Below are 16,587 nucleotides of genomic sequence, written 5' to 3'. Positions count from 1 at the left end.
TTTCAAATGTCTATTTTATTAGCATTTATCTGATTTATTATTAATATGATTGTATTGCAATTTACACTACAATAACCTTTTCTTAAAATATATTTATGCTTAAAACGACGATAGAACTACTATCATTGAGATCGTTATATGAGACTTAGAAACAATAAAAAATTTTTAAAAAATTCATTACTAATGATAGTTATTTTTTTATTAAATGGATGTGATAGTGCTTTGCTAAATCCTAAAGGACAAATTGCATTACAACAACGTTCATTAATTTTAACAGCCTTTGGATTAATGTTAATAGTGGTTATTCCTGCAATTTTAATGACTATTATATTTTCTTGGAAATACCGTGAAACAAATAAAAAAGCAAAATATAGTCCTAATTGGTCACATTCAAATAAAGTAGAAATTGTAATTTGGATTATACCCATACTTATTATACTTTTTTTAGGTATTTTAACCTGGAAATCTACTCATATTTTAGAACCAAGTAAACCTTTAGTTTCTAATATAGAACCTCTTGAGATTGATGTGGTCGCATTAGATTGGAAATGGTTATTTATTTATCCTAAACAAGGTATTGCAACTATTAATCAAGTAGTTTTTCCAATAGCTACTCCTGTTACTTTTAAAGTAACATCTAATTCAGTCATGAATTCTTTTTTTATTCCTACCTTAGGTAGTCAAATTTATGCAATGGCAGGAATGCAAACAAAATTACATCTTATTGCTACTGAGCCTGGAGTTTTTAATGGTATTTCTTCAAATTTTAGTGGTCGTGGTTTTTCTGGAATGAAATTTAAAACAATTGTTACAAAAAACAATAAAATATTTGATTTATGGATATTGCAAGTTAAAACTTCTCAAAATAAATTAACTAATATGAACGATTTTGAGAAATTGGCTTTACCAAGCGAAAATAATCCAGTGGAACATTTTTCCATAGTAAATCCTAAATTATTCGACAGTATTATCAATAAATTTTCAATAAGCCATAAATGATCCAATACACATAATATTACTGAAAACCAATCTTTTTATGTGAAAAAGAGGAAAAAATGATGTTTGGAAGATTAACATTAGATGCAATACCATATCATGAACCAATCATAATGATTACCGTTATTACTATAATTATGATTGGTTTAGCTCTTGCTATTTTAATTAGTTATTATGGTAAATGGCAGTATTTATGGCGTGAATGGTTTACTTCTGTTGATCATAAAAAGATAGGTATTATGTATATAATAATGGCTTTTGTTATGTTATTACGTGGTTTCGCCGATGCAATCATGATGCGCACTCAACAAATGATTGCTTCTAGCGCAGATGGAACTAGTATTTTGCCTCCTCATCATTATGATCAAATTTTTACTGCGCATGGTGTAATCATGATATTTTTTGTGGCAATGCCTTTTGTAGTAGGATTAATGAACATTGTAGTTCCTTTACAAATTGGTGCACGTGACGTAGCATTTCCATTTCTAAATAATCTTAGTTTTTGGTTTACTGCGATTGGTGTAATCCTAATAAATTTATCTCTTGGTATAGGTGAATTTGCACAAACTGGTTGGTTAGCTTATCCTCCTCTTTCAAATACAGAATATAGCCCCGGTGTTGGTGTTGATTATTGGATTTGGAGTCTGCAGTTATCGGGTATAGGTACTATGCTTACTGGTATTAATTTTCTAGTAACTATTTTAAAAATGCGTGCTCCAGGTATGAATCTATTCAAAATGCCAGTATTCACTTGGACTGCATTTTGCACTAACGTTCTAATTATTGCTGCATTTCCAGTATTAACTGTCACTTTAGTGTTATTAACACTTGATCGTTATTTAGGATTTCATTTCTTTAGCAATAATATGGGCGGTAATATGATGATGTATGTTAATTTAATCTGGATTTGGGGTCATCCAGAAGTATATATACTGGTTTTACCAGTATTTGGTATTTTTTCTGAAGTGACTGCAACTTTTTCAAAAAAACGTTTATTTGGTTATACTTCACTTATATGGGCAACTATTGCTATTACTATATTATCATTTATAGTTTGGTTGCATCATTTTTTCACCATGGGTGCAGGTGCAAACGTTAATGCATTTTTTGGTATCATGACAATGATTATAGCAATACCAACGGGTGTTAAAATTTTCAATTGGTTATTTACGATGTACCAAGGACGTATTGAATTACATTCAGTAATGTTATGGACTATTGGCTTTTTAATAACATTTGCTATTGGTGGTATGGCTGGTGTTCTATTATCTATTCCAGGTGCTGATTTTGTTTTGCATAATAGCTTATTTTTAGTAGCACATTTTCATAATGTTATTATTGGTGGAGTTGTATTTGGTTGTATGGCTGGTATAACTTATTGGTTTCCTAAAGTTTTTGGCTTTACTTTGAATGAAGTTTGGGGTAAACGTGCTTTCTGGTTTTGGATTAGTGGCTTTTTAGTAGCTTTTATGCCTTTATATGCATTAGGTTTTATGGGTATGACTCGTCGTTTAAGCCAAAAAATAGATCCTCAATTTCATTCTTTATTAGTTATTGCATCAATTGGTGTTGTATTAATTTCTTTTGGTATTATTTGTCAAATAATTATGTTTTATACTTCTATACGTAATCGCAAACAAAATCGTGATCTTACTGGTGATCCATGGGGCGGACGTACTTTAGAATGGTCTACATCTTCGCCACCACCTTTTTATAATTTTGCTATTATTCCATATATTTATGATAGAGACGCATTTTGGATGATGAAAGAAAAAGGAGAAGCGTATAAGATACCTAAGAAATATGAAAAAATTCATATGCCAAAGAATAGTAGTGCAGCCATAATAATGGCTTTATTTGGAACTTTTTTAGGTTTTTCCATGGTTTGGCATATATGGTGGCTTGCAGGTTTTTCGTTCCTTAGTATAATATTTGTTTGGATTGCAAAAAGTTTTAATGAAGATGAAGAGTATTATGTGTCTATTGATGAAATAGAAAAAATTGAAAAAGAACGCTTTAATGTACTTAATAAAGCAGGTTTAAAATAATGTTGATTAAAACAGGAATGAAAGATTCCCATAATTCTTATACAAAACATGTAACTAATCATAAATTAAACAGTAATAAAATTTTTGGTTTTTGGTTATATTTGATGAGTGATTGCATTATATTTGCAACCTTATTTGCTACTTATATTGTTATGGTTAATAACACAGCTGGAGGTCCTTCTGGTAAAGATATCTTTGTATTGCCATTTATCTTGATTGAAACTACTGTATTACTATGTAGTTCAATTACCTATGGAATGGCAGTAGTTTCCATAAATAAATATTCTAAAAGATCTACTATTAAATGGTTGTTAATAACTTTTTTATTAGGTATTACGTTTGTCATAATGGAAATTTATGAATTTCATCATTTGATATTAAAAGGATTAGGTCCCAATCGCAGCGCTTTCCTATCCAGCTTTTTTACTTTAGTTGGTACTCATGGTCTACATGTATTATCTGGAGTTATTTGGATGGCGGTATTAATATTTCAAATTGCTATACGTGGTTTTACCGTTACTAATTATATACGTATTATATGTTTAAGCTTATTTTGGCATTTTTTAGATATAGTGTGGATTTGCGTATTTACTATTGTCTATTTAATAGGAGCTATGCAATGAAATATATTAAAAATAAAGGATATAAATTACACAATAGTATAAATGATACTAAAAGATCGTATCTTATAGGTTTTATTTTATCTATTATTCTTACAATAATTCCGTTTTGGTTAGTGATACACGGTACTATTTCTTATCGTTTTACTTTGGATATAACTTTAATTTGTGCGATAACTCAAATATTAGTTCATTTGGTATATTTTTTACATTTAGACAGTAAATCAGAAGATGGTTGGAATATGATAGCTATTATTTTTGCATCAATTATTATTTTTATAATAGTAGTTGGTTCATTATGGATTATGTGGAATCTTAACAATAATATGTTAAAACATTGACAATTATTTTATATATGAAAAAACAATATTTACAAATAATAAAACCTAAAATTATTTTTAGTAATTTAATTTCCATAACAGGTGGTTTTTTTTTAGCTTCAAAAGGTAAGATTAATTATCTATTATTTTTTACTGTTTTGATTGCAATGTTGTTCGTAATTGCATCTAGTTGTATTTTTAATAATATCATAGATCGTGACATTGATTTTAAAATGAAAAGAACGTGCAACCGTGTTTTAGCTACAGGTTTAATTTCGGTTAAATTAAGCTTGATTTATGGAATTATATTAATAATTGCTGGTTGTATATTACTTTATTACAAAGTAAATACGCTAACTATGATTTTAGCAAGTATAGGATTTGTAATTTATGTGGTTATTTACAGCCTTTATATGAAACGTAATTCAATGTATGGAATCTCAATTGGTAGTATTTCTGGCGCTATACCACCTATAATTGGATATTGTGCAGTATCTGACAGATTAGATATATGTGCATTAATTTTGTTATTTATCTTTAGTTTATGGCAGATACCTCATTCGTATGCAATTGCTATATTACATCTTGATGATTATCAAGATGCAAAGATTCCAGTTTTACCTGCCGTAAAAGGTATTAAATTAACTAAATTTTATATTATACTCTATATATTAATATTTATTATATCTAGTTCAATGCTTACTTTGAACGGTTATACTGGTTATAAATATTTGATTGTCACTTCTATAGTAAATATATGTTGGCTTAGCTTAGCATTGTCAGGGTACAAATCATCAAATAATAAAGTTTGGGCATACAAAGTTTTTATATTTTCTATTTTTGCTATTGCTTCATTAAGCATAATGATGTCAATAGATTTTATAATTCCCACTGCTAATGGTTCAACCATTACTTTCAATTAAGAATATAGTAATATCAATTTTTGATCTCTTATCATATAAGAGTTAAAAGTATGTTACATATTTCATATCATATTTAATATAATTAAAAGTATAAAGTTATATTTAATGTATTCTGCAGAGGTTAAAATGAATGATAATAAAATGACTTCTTTAGAACTTCGTGCAACCTGGGGATTAGGTGCTATTTTTTCTTTACGTATGTTAGGAATGTTTATGGTTTTACCTGTGTTAACTACATATGGTATATTCCTGCGACAGGCTAATCATACTTTAATTGGTCTAGCAATTGGAATGTATGGTTTTGCTCAATCAATATTTCAAATACCGTTTGGTCTACTTTCTGATCGTATTGGACGTAAACCAATAATCATTATTGGTTTAATTTTATTTTTTCTTGGAAGTATAATTGCTGCAATTACAACTAGTATTTGGGGTATAGTTTGGGGCAGAGCATTACAAGGTTCAGGTGCAATTGCTGCTGTAATAATGGCTTTGTTATCAGACTTAACTCGTGAACAGAACCGTACTAAAGCCATGGCTCTTATTGGTTTGAGTTTGGGAGTGGCATTTGCTCTTTCACTCGTACTTGGACCAATGATCACATATAAATTTGGTTTACATTCATTATTTTGGATTACCAGTATTTTAGCTATCATTGGAATTATCATTACTCTTTTATTTATTCCAGATTCTCATGAATCTATATTAAATCGTGAAACACATATAGTAAAAAGTAGTATTCGAGCTGTATTAACTAATTCAAAATTATTAAAACTTAATATAAGTATTTTTTATCTTCATATTTTGTTAATTTCAATTTTTATAGTACTACCAGGTCAATTTGAAACATTGGGATTAGCAATGTCTGAACAATGGAAAATATATTTATTTACGATGTTAGTATCGTTTATTTTTGTAATACCCTGTATTATTTATGCAGAAATAATGCATAGAATGAAAATAGTTTTCATAAGTTGTATTTTATTAATATCTCTTACAGAAATAATATTATGGAGAATGTCAAATCGTTTTCATATACTCATATTATGTGTACAATTATTTTTTTTCGCTTTTAATTTATTGGAAGCTATTTTACCATCTTTAATTAGTAAAGAATCGCCTGTAGGTTACAAAGGTACCGCCATGGGTGTTTATTCAACTAGTCAATTTCTTGGTTCTGCAATTGGTGGTAGTATGGGAGGATGGGTGTATGAACATTTTAATGCACAAATTTTATTTTTAGTTAGTGCTCTTATTTCAATAAGTTGGTTTTTTATTAGTTTATCCATTAAAGAACCTATTTATACTAATAGTTTACGTTTTATTTTAAGCAATAAATTACTATCCATTACTAATTTAGAAGTTCTGTTAAAAGAAATACCAGGTGTATCTTCAGTACTGATAGTACAAGAGGAAAAAAGTCTATATATTAAAGTTAATAGTAAGATTATAAGTCGCAATGAATTAGAAAAATTTTTAAATAATCAAATCCAAAATTCTTAATAAATTAATATTTAATTAATTAATTTTAATATTAATCAATATATTAACTTATACTTGTTAATATATTGACTATTCTAACTAAATTATTATTTAATAATACCACGTTTAAAAAATATATATTATTAATTTTTGATAACTGATATCCTAAAATAATATACTTTATATTTAAAGTACAAAAAGCATCAAAATTATGCAATTACTATTTATTAAAATAAAATTAATTATTATTAATAATAATTAATTTATAAAGAGCTTTTTTACTTAAATATTTTTATACAATATATAATATTGTGTTTATATTCATGTGTATAACGAAACATATTCACTAAATATTACTTAGTAATGATAGAGTTTATAAAGTAATTTTATCTAGAGTAATTATTAATGGATTTTAAGAAATTGATAAATCAATATTATGAACGAGTGAATTCAACATTAACAGCTTTAATGGATCCTCTTCCTCAAGACTCACCTTTGGTGAAAGCTATGCAATATGGAACATTATTAGGTGGTAAACGTCTTCGGCCTTTACTTGTCTACGCAACTGGTGAAATGTTTAAAGTTAATATGTCTAGTTTAGATGCACCAGCAGCTGCCTTAGAATGCATACATGCTTATTCTTTAATTCATGATGATTTACCAGCTATGGATAACGATATATTGAGAAGAGGACATTTAACTTGTCATATGAAGTATGGTGAAGATATAGCGATACTTGCCGGAGATGCTTTACAAACGTTAGCATTTTCAATCCTTACTGATTATCCTATGGATAATGTAAATGTTAAAACACGTTTAGCAATGATTTCTGAGTTAGCACAAGCTAGTGGCGTAACAGGTATGTGTATCGGACAAGCATTAGATCTAAAAACAAAATATCAATGTACTACTGTATCACAATTGGAATATATCTACCATTATAAAACAGGTGCATTAATTCGTACAGCTGTCAGACTTGGCGCATTAGCAGCAGGTAATCAAAGTAACGATGTATTACTTGCATTAGATAATTATGCTAATGCTATTGGATTAGCATTTCAAGTACAAGACGATATTATTGATGTTGTTGAAAATATTAAATATTCGGATAAAAAAGACATGCATGAATTATCAAGCAATAATTATCTAACTTTAATAGGATTAAATAATGCTCACGATAGAGTTTATGAACTCTATCAGGAAGCGCTAAGTTCACTCAGATTTTTATCTGATAAATCTTGTAATACTAATGTATTAAAATTATTAGCAAGCTTTATAATTAATGATAATAAATAATTTTCATGATATGAATTTTGATACTATCAAATATCCGATTTTAGCATTAGCAGGTACAGTTCAGGAATTACGTTTGCTACCTAAAGAAAAACTTCCTTTACTTTGTAAAGAGTTACGTCAGTATTTACTAGATAGTGTAAGTCGTTCTTCTGGACATTTAGCTTCAGGTCTTGGTGTTGTTGAAGTAACAGTAGCACTACATTATGTATATAACACACCATTTGACCATTTGATATGGGATGTAGGACATCAAGCATATCCACATAAAATTTTAACTGGACGTCGTGATCGTATTAATACAATCCGTCAAAAAAATGGATTACATCCATTTCCATGGCGTGAAGAAAGTGAATACGATGTATTAAGTGTGGGTCATTCATCTACTTCTATTAGTGCTGGCTTAGGGATGGCGGTAGTTGCTGCTCGAGAAGGAAAAGGACGCCGCACTGTTTGTATTATTGGTGATGGTGCAATTACTGCTGGTATGGCTTTTGAAGCTATGAATCATGCTGGTGATATCAAACCGGATATTTTAGTTATTCTTAATGACAATGAAATGTCTATTTCTGAGAATGTTGGTGCTCTTAATAATCGACTAACTCAAATTCTTTCTGGAAATACTTATTTACGTATACGTGAAAGAGGTAAATATGTACTCAATAACATTCCTACGCTTAAAAAAATAATCAAGCGAACTGAATCTCATTTAAAAAGTATGGTAGTACCATGTACTTTATTTGAAGAGTTAGGTTTTAATTATATTGGTCCAGCAGATGGGCATGACGTACTTACGTTAATAAGAATTTTAGAAAACGTGCGTAACTTAAAAAAAACACAATTTCTGCATATTATCACTAAAAAAGGCAAAGGATATGCACCTGCAGAAAAGGATCCCATTAGTTGGCATTCAGTTCCTAAATTTGATCCATCAAGTGGATCACTTCCATTAAATATGCCTGTATTACCTAGCTATTCAGAAATTTTTGGTAATTGGCTTAATGAAACAGCTGCTATTGATTCTCGACTTATAGCAATTACACCTGCCATGTGTGAAGGTTCAGGTATGAGCAATTTTGCACGTAATTATCCATCACAATATTTTGATGTAGCAATTGCTGAGCAACATGCTGTTACTTTTGCTGCTGGTATAGCTATTAGTGGTTATAATCCAATTGTAGCAATTTATTCTACGTTTTTACAACGAGCATACGATCAAGTAATTCATGATGTAGCAATTCAAAAACTCCCAATACTGTTTGCTATTGATCGAGGAGGTATTGTTGGTGCAGATGGACAGACTCATCAAGGAGCATTTGATTTGGTATATTTACGTTGTATACCAGGTATGGTGATTATGACACCTAGCGATGAAAATGAATGCCGTCAGATGCTTTATACCGGTTATCACTATCAGAAAGGACCAACTGCCGTACGTTATCCTCGAGGTAACGGTACTGGTGCTATACTTCAACCATTAACAAAATTAAAAATAGGTAAAGGTATTATAAAGAGATATGGTAAGGAATTAGCTATACTTAACTTTGGTACATTATTATTAGAAGCATTAAGCGTAGCTGATCAACTTGATGCTACATTAGTAGATATGCGATTTGTTAAGCCATTAGATGAAATTTTAATTACTGAGTTATGTATCAATCATAAAGCATTAGTGACTTTAGAAGAAGGATCTATAAAAGGAGGTGCTGGTAGCAGCGTCAATGAGTTAATTATGTCAAAACGTTTATGTTTACCGGTACTTAACCTCGGTTTACCAGATGAATTTATACCACAAGGTACTCAAGAAGAAATAAGGCATGATTATCAATTAGATACTATTGGAATCAAACAACAAATTCAAGCCTGGCTAATGTTATAAACATTTTGTTATTTGAATTATAAATTCAAGTTAATTTTTTAATAATATCGCTTAAAAAATAAAAAATTATTTCCCTAAATTATAAATAATTATTGCTGCAATCATTCCAGCAATAATGTCATCAATCATAATTCCTATTCCACCACTTACATTTTTGTCAAGCCAGCAAATTGGCCAAGGTTTTAAGCAATCAATGATACGAAAAATAATAAAACCAAGTAATATCCATTGCCAGGTTATACATGGAATCATCATTAATGTAATCCATATTCCAATAAATTCGTCCCAAACAATACTGGAATGATCATGGATACCAATATCACATGAAGTACGGTGACATAAATAAATGCCTATAATTACACTGATTAATAATATTAACAAATAAATCTTCAAGGATAAAAAAGTCATTAACCACCATAATGGAATAGCAGATAATGAACCTATTGTCCCAGGTATAAATGAGATAAGACCTGTACCAAAACCGGTTGCTAAAAAATGCAAAGGATTTCTCAACGATAAACGTTCTTTGTAGATATTCTTATTATAATAAACCAAAATGATTAAATCCTTTATGATGAAAATCTACTAATTTACTTTTTTTAAATAATTTTAACCCTTGTTCTTTTTTAACAATTTGTCCAATGCATGTATAAGGTATATTAAGGTATTCTAAAGCTGAATGTACTGCAGTTAAATTAACTTTTGATGCTGTAAAACATAGCTCATAATCTTCACCACCAGTCAATGCCCAAATTAGTGCTTGTTGAGGTTCAAAATAACGGTGTAATGCTTCTGAAATAGGTATTAATTCTAAATTAAGTTCAACACCAACTTGGCTAGCATTCATTATATGAATAATATCGGAAAGTAAACCATCAGAAATATCAATAGCGGAAGTTGCTAAATTGCGCAGAGCTTTACCTTGTTTAATACGAGGTATCGGTCTTAAATGACAGTTAATCAACATTTCTTGCACTAATTGATCTTGTAATTCATAACGATTTTGTAATAAATACAAACCAGCTGCACTGTTTCCTAATGTACCCGTAACAAAAATGCAATCACCTAGTTTAGCACCTGAACGTTTAATTGCGCAACCAATTGGTACTAAACCATAAACACTAAGAGTAATGCTTAATGGCCCACGTGTAGTATCTCCTCCAATTAGCTGCATACTATGACAATTCATTTGTTCAAATAAGCTATTACTAAATTTTGTTAACCATTTTTCATTAATTTGTGGGATAGTAAGTGCTAATGTTAACCATGCTGGCTGAGCACCCATAGCAGCTAAATCACTTAGATTTACTGCTAGTGATTTATAACCTAAATCAGCAGGATCAATGTCAAATAAAAAATGTACGTGTTCCACTAGCGTATCAGTTGTAATAGTAATCGTCTGTTTTTCTGGAATATTAAGCAATGCACAGTCATCACCAATTCCTTCCTCTACATCATAGTAAGATAAATTTTCTATGCGATTAAAATAATTTTTAATTAACGCAAATTCATCAAGTAACATGAAGTTAGTTTCCAACTTAATATTAATTAACTTTTTTATTAACTCTAATTTGTGGAGCGACTTTATCTAGTACACCATTAATAAATTTATGACTATCAGTTGCACCAAAAATTTTAGCTAATTCTATACTCTCATTAATAACTACTTTATAAGGGACATCATTCCGTTTACTTAATTCATATAATCCAATACGCAATATAGCTTTCTCTACTTGTCCAATTTTTTCTATATGACGAGATATATAAGGATTCATCAAACTATCTAAATATTTACTACTGTTAGTAACACCAATAATTAAATCATGAAAATAACTAATATCAATTTCTTTAACATTCAATTCTATTATTAATTGATTTTCTACATTTAGAATATCGTTATTAGATAATTGCCAAGAGTATAGTGCTTGGACAGCACATTCACGAGCACGACGACGCGCAGCGGGTTTCACAAAATCTCCTCTAAAAAATTACTCTTTAATAGCCTGCAATATATTGATCATCTCTAGTGCCGTTAGAGCAGCTTCAATACCTTTATTACCCGCTTTACTTCCAGCACGCTCCATTGCTTGCTCGATATTTTTAGTAGTAAGCACACCAAAAGATATTGGTATTTCGTTATACATTGATGTATTTGAGATGCTCATACTTACACTATTAGCAATATATTTAAAATGTGCAGTATCTCCACGAATAATAACTCCTAACGCAATTATAGCATGATATTTACTAGAGCGGGCTAAAACACGCGTTATTAACGGTAATTCATAAGCTCCAGGTACCCAAATAGTAGTAATATTTTGTTCTTTAACTTGTCCTAATCGCTTTAAAGTATCAATAGCACCATTTAATAAATTTTTACCAATAAAATTATTAAAGCGTGAAGTAACAATAGCAATATTACTATCAGGTGCAACAATATTAGCTTCTATAACTTTCATATAAATCCTTAAATTTAATATTTAAACAAATTATATTATAACTTTAAAATTGTAAAATTTTATTATGGTGTTAAAATTAAGCGTATATCTGATCCTATCATACGTATATCTTTAAAAGATAATTGAACTGCATCTTTTAGGTACTTTAATTCTGGTAAAATGCATAAACTACGTGCTTTGTCACCGAATAATTTAGGTGATAAATAGATAATTAATTCATCTATTAAACGTGCTTGAATTAAAGAACCAGCTAAATGGGCGCCTGCTTCTACCAAAATATTATTAATTTGCCGTTTTCCTATTAACATCATCATTGCTATAAGATCTAATTTCTCACCACACAATGGAACTACTATTTGTTTAACATTATGAGGCCATTTTTTTTTATCAATTTTTTGACGCATTAACCAAGTTTCACCAGGTTGATTAATTAAGCGATGTTTTGTCGTTATTTGTTGTTGACTATCAATTACTATACGCACTGGCTGTCGAATATTGCGTTCATCTAATTGATCACGTATTTTTTCATCTAACTCATTCCAACGTACTGTTAATGAAGGATTATCATTTATTACTGTAACACTACTAGTAAGAATAGCAGAACTTTGAGCTCTTAAATATTGCACATCTCGACGGGAAGCAATAGATGTAATCCAATAGCTATCTCCATTGTTCATTGCAGTTTTTCCATCAAGAGAACAAGCAAGTTTTAATTGTATCCAGGGTAATCCCGTACGCATCCGTTTTAAAAATCCATAGTTTAATGCTTCCGCAGATTTCCTCATTATACCACAATTAACTTCAATACCAGCTTCTTGTAAAAAGGTTAAACCTTTGCCAGATACTTGTGGATTAGGGTCCTGCATAGCTACTACTACACGACTTACATCTGAAGCTACTAACGCATGACAACATGGAGGCATATATCCATAATGACTACAAGGCTCAAGTGTGATATATACAGTTGAACCTTTCGCTTTTTGACCCGCCATTTGTAATGCATATATTTCTGCATGAGGTTCTCCTGTTCGATGATGCCAACCTTCACCAATAATTTTATTATCACTTACAATTACACAGCCTACATTAGGATTAGGTGTAGTAGTAAACCGACCACGTTGAGCTAATTTTAATGCACGTAACATATAATAATAGTCATTATTCATTTTTTATCTTTTTATCATCAGCACACCATAAATATGATTTAATTTTGTATCATTTTTACAAATAGAAAAATTAAATGACAATATGTCATCATATTTATATATATTTTATTATATTACACAATTATCCATTACTTGTTATAAATCTAAACTTAACAAAGTTGTGTTATGAACAAATTCATATCTTTAAATATTACATATGGATTTATTTATACTATAATTAAATATTAAAATTCATTGGTTTCATCTTTTTCTATTGTTTGCAACAATAAATGTTCACGTTTCATGCCTAATCTTAATGCGATAGCACAGGAAATATAAATAGATGAAATTGTACCTATAGTTACACCGATCAACATAGTCAATGAAAAGTTTTTTAATAAAATACCACCAAAAACAAATAATATTAAAATTATCAAAAAAGTAATAATAGAAGTGATTAAAGTACGATTTAATGTCTGGGTTAACGAAATATTTGTAATATTGTAGGAACTAATGTTATTAGTTTTGCGAAAATTCTCACGAATACGATCAAAAACAACTATTTTATCATTTAAAGAGTAACTCATAACTGACATTAATGATGCAATGATTGTTAAATCAATTTCTACATGTAAAAATGATAATATACCACAATTGATAATTACATCATGTATAAGTGCTAATACAATACCTAACGCAACACACCATTCAAAGCGAAGAGTAATATAAATAAGAATAGCAATTAGAGCTGATAATAATGCTATTATACTAGATTGAGCTAGATCACTGCTTACACTGGATCCAATTGATTCTATACGTTTTACTATAACATTTTGGTGCAATATTTTGTTAATAGTAGATACTACTTTATTTCCTGTTTCTTGATCTATTTCTCTATGAAATGATGCAATACGCACAATTATATCATGTTTATCATCAAGATTTTGAACAACAGGATCATGAAAATTTGCTTTTAGCAAATTTTGACGCAATATATCTACTCCTATCGGTTTTTCTAAAGTAATTTCAATTAATACACCTCCAGTGAAATCAAGTCCCCAGTTAAATCCACGTATCGCTATAATGATAATAGAAAACAATATCAAAAATATAGATATAATAAAAGCCAATTTATCACATCGCATAAAGTCAATAATTTTACATCCATATTTTAATTGTTTTATATCATTATATTGCTTCATACCATGCTCCTTAAATAGATATTTTATTGATATATTTACCTCCGTAGATAAAATTAACCACAGCTCGTGTACCAATTATAGATGTGAACATTGAAGTAGCAATACCGATAGCTGTAGTAATCGCAAATCCTTTAATTGAACTAGTACCAACTGTATAAAGAATAATAACTTTAATTAAAGTAGTAATATTAGCATCTAAGATGCTTGAATAAGCACCTTTATAACCTGCATAAATGGCCTGCTGTACTGAACGACCATTTTGTAATTCTTCTTTAATACGTTCATTAATTAATACATTAGCATCTACTGCTACTGCTATAGTTAGCAAAATTCCAGCAATTCCAGGCATAGTTAGTGTAGTTCCTGGAACTATAGACATAATACTTATAATTAGAACTAAATTACACAATAGAGCACTGGTAGCTATAAGACCGAAATATTTATAAAAACATATCATAAATATAACAGATGCAATGAAACCATATAAGCAAGCTTCCATTCCTTGTTTAATGTTTTGCTGTCCCAGAGTTGGCCCAATAATGCGTTCTTCAATAATTTGTATTGGAGCTATTAATGCACCTGTACGCAAAAGAAAAGATAACTGATGGGCTTCATTTTTGTCTTTAATACCAACGATACGAAAATTCTTATTCAGATAAGATTGAATATTTGCTATATTAATTACTTTTTCTTGTTTTACCAAAATTAAACGCCCATTTACATCTTTTTTACCATTACTTTCATATTCAACGAATAGGGTAGCCATTGGTTTACCAATATTTTCTCTAGTAAAATTCGACATTATATTGCCGCCGATATCATCTAACTCAATATTTACTTGTGGTTGATTATATTCGTCTATGCTAGAGCTGGCATTTATAATATGATTACCGGTCAAAATAACATTTTTATATAAGATGGTCATATGACCTTCACTAGTAATTTTGACTTCTGAATCACTTGGTATATGACCATTAAATACATCAATTGAATTTAAATTAGTATTAACTAAATGAAACTCTAATGTAGCAGTTGCGCCAAGAATTGCTTTAGCACGTGCAGTATCCTGAATCCCAGGTAATTCTACAATAATATAGTTTAATCCTTGGCGCTGTACAATTGATTCAGATACACCAAGCTGATTAACTCGATTTCGTATAATATTTATATTTTGCTGTATTACATTTTCTTTAGTTTTATTTATAACTGTATCAAATATTACAGCACGTAATCTAGAATCACTAGCAATAGAAAAATATAAATCATGATTTAATGATTGTAAATATTCGAGAGCTTTATTCCTAGTAGAATCATTAGAAAATTTAATTTCCAAACCATAATGATTAATTTTATTGATCTTCACATAATGGATAGTTTTTTTATTTAATTCATTACAAATAGAATCAATTTTTTCCGTCTGTAACTTATTTAAAATAGAATTTACATCTACCTCCAATAAAAAATGAACTCCACCACGTAAATCCAGTCCAAGTTTCATGGGTTCTGCACCTAAATATCTTAACCAATAGGGAGTGGCTGGTTCTAGAGCAAGAGCTACTATATAATCTGAACCCAACATATGACTAAGTATTTCACGAACATTCAACTGTGTATCTGTATTAGATAAACGTACTAAAATTGTTCCATTTTTTAAAAAATTTACTTTATTTTGAATATTATTATTTTTTAAAATATTCTGAATTTTGGATATAATTTTATTATTGATAATAGCAGTACCATGTACTTTTGTTATTTGAAGAGCTGGATCGTCACCATAAAGATTGGGTAGTGCATAAATTATGCTCCCAATGATTACAATCATCAACATAATATTTTTCCATAATGGATAACGATTTAGCACAGAAGTTCCATTGTTCAAAAATTATAGAGCCTTTATTGTACCTTTCGGTAAAATTGTGTTCACAAAATCACTTTTAATCATGACCTCAGTAGTTTCATTTAAGGAAATAATAAGATAACCTGTTTCAATTACTTTGATCACACGTCCAATTAAACCACCATTAGTTAAAATCTCATCTCCTTTAGAAATAGAATCCATTAATTTTTTTCTTTCTTTAGTTCGAATTTGCTGTGGCCGCAAAATTATAAAATAAAAAAGTAAACTAAAAATTACTAACATTATTGCTAAAGAATATGAATTTCCTTGTGATGATGTACCTGATGTAGCTGCTAAAGAATTAGAAACGAAAAAATTCATTA

15 protein-coding genes and 1 pseudogene are annotated in these 16,587 nt (G+C 29.4%); 8 read left to right on the top strand and 8 right to left on the bottom strand.

All coding sequences use genetic code 11. From position 1 onward, the window contains the following. Positions 1 to 138: 138 nt before the first annotated feature. From cyoA to dxs, 8 genes and pseudogenes are all read left to right on the top strand, one after another. Positions 139 to 993: pseudogene (gene cyoA, locus FD727_RS00995) on the top strand (ubiquinol oxidase subunit II); the annotation flags it as partial. 65 nt (positions 994 to 1,058) lie between these two features. Further along, on the top strand, positions 1,059 to 3,044 hold the full coding sequence (gene cyoB / locus FD727_RS00990; protein ID WP_159938398.1) for a cytochrome o ubiquinol oxidase subunit I: 1,986 nt from the start codon (positions 1,059 to 1,061) through the stop codon (positions 3,042 to 3,044). A 17-nt stretch (positions 3,045 to 3,061) separates the two neighbouring features. Continuing rightward, positions 3,062 to 3,667 (top strand): cytochrome o ubiquinol oxidase subunit III, encoded by a 606-nt coding sequence (gene cyoC, locus FD727_RS00985; RefSeq protein ID WP_236393556.1) that lies wholly within the window; start codon positions 3,062 to 3,064, stop codon positions 3,665 to 3,667. Beyond that, a complete protein-coding gene (gene cyoD / locus FD727_RS00980; RefSeq protein WP_159938305.1) occupies positions 3,664 to 4,005 on the top strand; it encodes a cytochrome o ubiquinol oxidase subunit IV in 342 nt (113 codons plus the stop codon). The genes cyoC and cyoD overlap by 4 nt, the downstream gene beginning before the upstream one ends. Before the next feature lie 14 nt (positions 4,006 to 4,019). Further along, positions 4,020 to 4,907 (top strand): heme o synthase, encoded by an 888-nt coding sequence (gene cyoE / locus FD727_RS00975; protein ID WP_159938304.1) that lies wholly within the window; start codon positions 4,020 to 4,022, stop codon positions 4,905 to 4,907. 126 nt (positions 4,908 to 5,033) lie between these two features. Then, positions 5,034 to 6,410: an MFS transporter gene (locus tag FD727_RS00970; RefSeq protein ID WP_159938303.1), complete on the top strand. Its 1,377-nt coding sequence runs from the start codon at positions 5,034 to 5,036 to the stop codon at positions 6,408 to 6,410. A gap of 384 nt (positions 6,411 to 6,794) precedes the next feature. Further along, on the top strand, positions 6,795 to 7,685 hold the full coding sequence (ispA, locus tag FD727_RS00965) for a (2E,6E)-farnesyl diphosphate synthase (protein WP_159938302.1): 891 nt from the start codon (positions 6,795 to 6,797) through the stop codon (positions 7,683 to 7,685). Positions 7,686 to 7,695: 10 nt separating this feature from the next. Then, a complete protein-coding gene (gene dxs / locus FD727_RS00960; RefSeq protein ID WP_159938397.1) occupies positions 7,696 to 9,561 on the top strand; it encodes a 1-deoxy-D-xylulose-5-phosphate synthase in 1,866 nt (621 codons plus the stop codon). Between the two features lie 66 nt (positions 9,562 to 9,627). Here the strand turns inward: dxs and pgpA are convergent, their stop codons facing one another. The 8 genes from pgpA to yajC all read right to left on the bottom strand — a co-directional run bounded on the left by pgpA (position 9,628) and on the right by yajC (position 16,585). Continuing rightward, a complete protein-coding gene (gene pgpA, locus FD727_RS00955; protein WP_370515953.1) occupies positions 9,628 to 10,116 on the bottom strand; it encodes a phosphatidylglycerophosphatase A in 489 nt (162 codons plus the stop codon). Beyond that, entirely contained in the window at positions 10,103 to 11,083 is a 981-nt protein-coding gene (gene thiL, locus FD727_RS00950) for a thiamine-phosphate kinase (protein ID WP_159938301.1), read from the bottom strand. The genes pgpA and thiL overlap by 14 nt, the downstream gene beginning before the upstream one ends. Before the next feature lie 22 nt (positions 11,084 to 11,105). Beyond that, positions 11,106 to 11,531, bottom strand: coding sequence for a transcription antitermination factor NusB (gene nusB / locus FD727_RS00945; RefSeq protein WP_159938300.1), 426 nt, complete (start codon positions 11,529 to 11,531; stop codon positions 11,106 to 11,108). A gap of 18 nt (positions 11,532 to 11,549) precedes the next feature. Further along, positions 11,550 to 12,020 (bottom strand): 6,7-dimethyl-8-ribityllumazine synthase, encoded by a 471-nt coding sequence (gene ribE, locus FD727_RS00940; protein ID WP_159938299.1) that lies wholly within the window; start codon positions 12,018 to 12,020, stop codon positions 11,550 to 11,552. 62 nt (positions 12,021 to 12,082) lie between these two features. Beyond that, positions 12,083 to 13,186 carry a bifunctional diaminohydroxyphosphoribosylaminopyrimidine deaminase/5-amino-6-(5-phosphoribosylamino)uracil reductase RibD gene (ribD, locus tag FD727_RS00935; protein ID WP_159938298.1) on the bottom strand — a complete coding sequence of 368 codons (1,104 nt, stop codon included), beginning with the start codon at positions 13,184 to 13,186 and terminating at the stop codon, positions 12,083 to 12,085. A 224-nt stretch (positions 13,187 to 13,410) separates the two neighbouring features. Beyond that, positions 13,411 to 14,367 carry a protein translocase subunit SecF gene (gene secF, locus FD727_RS00930; protein WP_159938297.1) on the bottom strand — a complete coding sequence of 319 codons (957 nt, stop codon included), beginning with the start codon at positions 14,365 to 14,367 and terminating at the stop codon, positions 13,411 to 13,413. A 10-nt stretch (positions 14,368 to 14,377) separates the two neighbouring features. Beyond that, positions 14,378 to 16,228, bottom strand: coding sequence for a protein translocase subunit SecD (secD, locus tag FD727_RS00925; RefSeq protein WP_159938395.1), 1,851 nt, complete (start codon positions 16,226 to 16,228; stop codon positions 14,378 to 14,380). 21 nt (positions 16,229 to 16,249) lie between these two features. Further along, positions 16,250 to 16,585, bottom strand: a complete 336-nt coding sequence (gene yajC / locus FD727_RS00920; protein ID WP_159938296.1) for a preprotein translocase subunit YajC — start codon at positions 16,583 to 16,585, stop codon at positions 16,250 to 16,252. Positions 16,586 to 16,587 lie beyond the last annotated feature (2 nt).

The sequence above is a fragment of the Pantoea sp. Mhis genome (assembly GCF_009830015.1).
The sequence above is the reverse complement of the archived record's forward strand: the minus strand, read 5'-3'. Positions and strand labels throughout refer to the sequence as shown.

What these genes read in the sequence shown, in the direction of transcription:
- cyoB (WP_159938398.1), top strand. Translation starts at nt 1,059, where the DNA reads ATGTTTGGAAGATTAACATTAGATGCAATACCATATCATGAACCAATC.
- cyoC (WP_236393556.1), top strand. Translation starts at nt 3,062, where the DNA reads ATGAAAGATTCCCATAATTCTTATACAAAACATGTAACTAATCATAAA.
- cyoD (WP_159938305.1), top strand. Translation starts at nt 3,664, where the DNA reads ATGAAATATATTAAAAATAAAGGATATAAATTACACAATAGTATAAAT.
- cyoE (WP_159938304.1), top strand. Translation starts at nt 4,020, where the DNA reads ATGAAAAAACAATATTTACAAATAATAAAACCTAAAATTATTTTTAGT.
- FD727_RS00970 (WP_159938303.1), top strand. Translation starts at nt 5,034, where the DNA reads ATGAATGATAATAAAATGACTTCTTTAGAACTTCGTGCAACCTGGGGA.
- ispA (WP_159938302.1), top strand. Translation starts at nt 6,795, where the DNA reads ATGGATTTTAAGAAATTGATAAATCAATATTATGAACGAGTGAATTCA.
- dxs (WP_159938397.1), top strand. Translation starts at nt 7,696, where the DNA reads ATGAATTTTGATACTATCAAATATCCGATTTTAGCATTAGCAGGTACA.
- thiL (WP_159938301.1), bottom strand. Translation starts at nt 11,083, where the DNA reads ATGTTACTTGATGAATTTGCGTTAATTAAAAATTATTTTAATCGCATA.
- ribE (WP_159938299.1), bottom strand. Translation starts at nt 12,020, where the DNA reads ATGAAAGTTATAGAAGCTAATATTGTTGCACCTGATAGTAATATTGCT.
- ribD (WP_159938298.1), bottom strand. Translation starts at nt 13,186, where the DNA reads ATGAATAATGACTATTATTATATGTTACGTGCATTAAAATTAGCTCAA.
- secF (WP_159938297.1), bottom strand. Translation starts at nt 14,367, where the DNA reads ATGAAGCAATATAATGATATAAAACAATTAAAATATGGATGTAAAATT.
- yajC (WP_159938296.1), bottom strand. Translation starts at nt 16,585, where the DNA reads ATGAATTTTTTCGTTTCTAATTCTTTAGCAGCTACATCAGGTACATCA.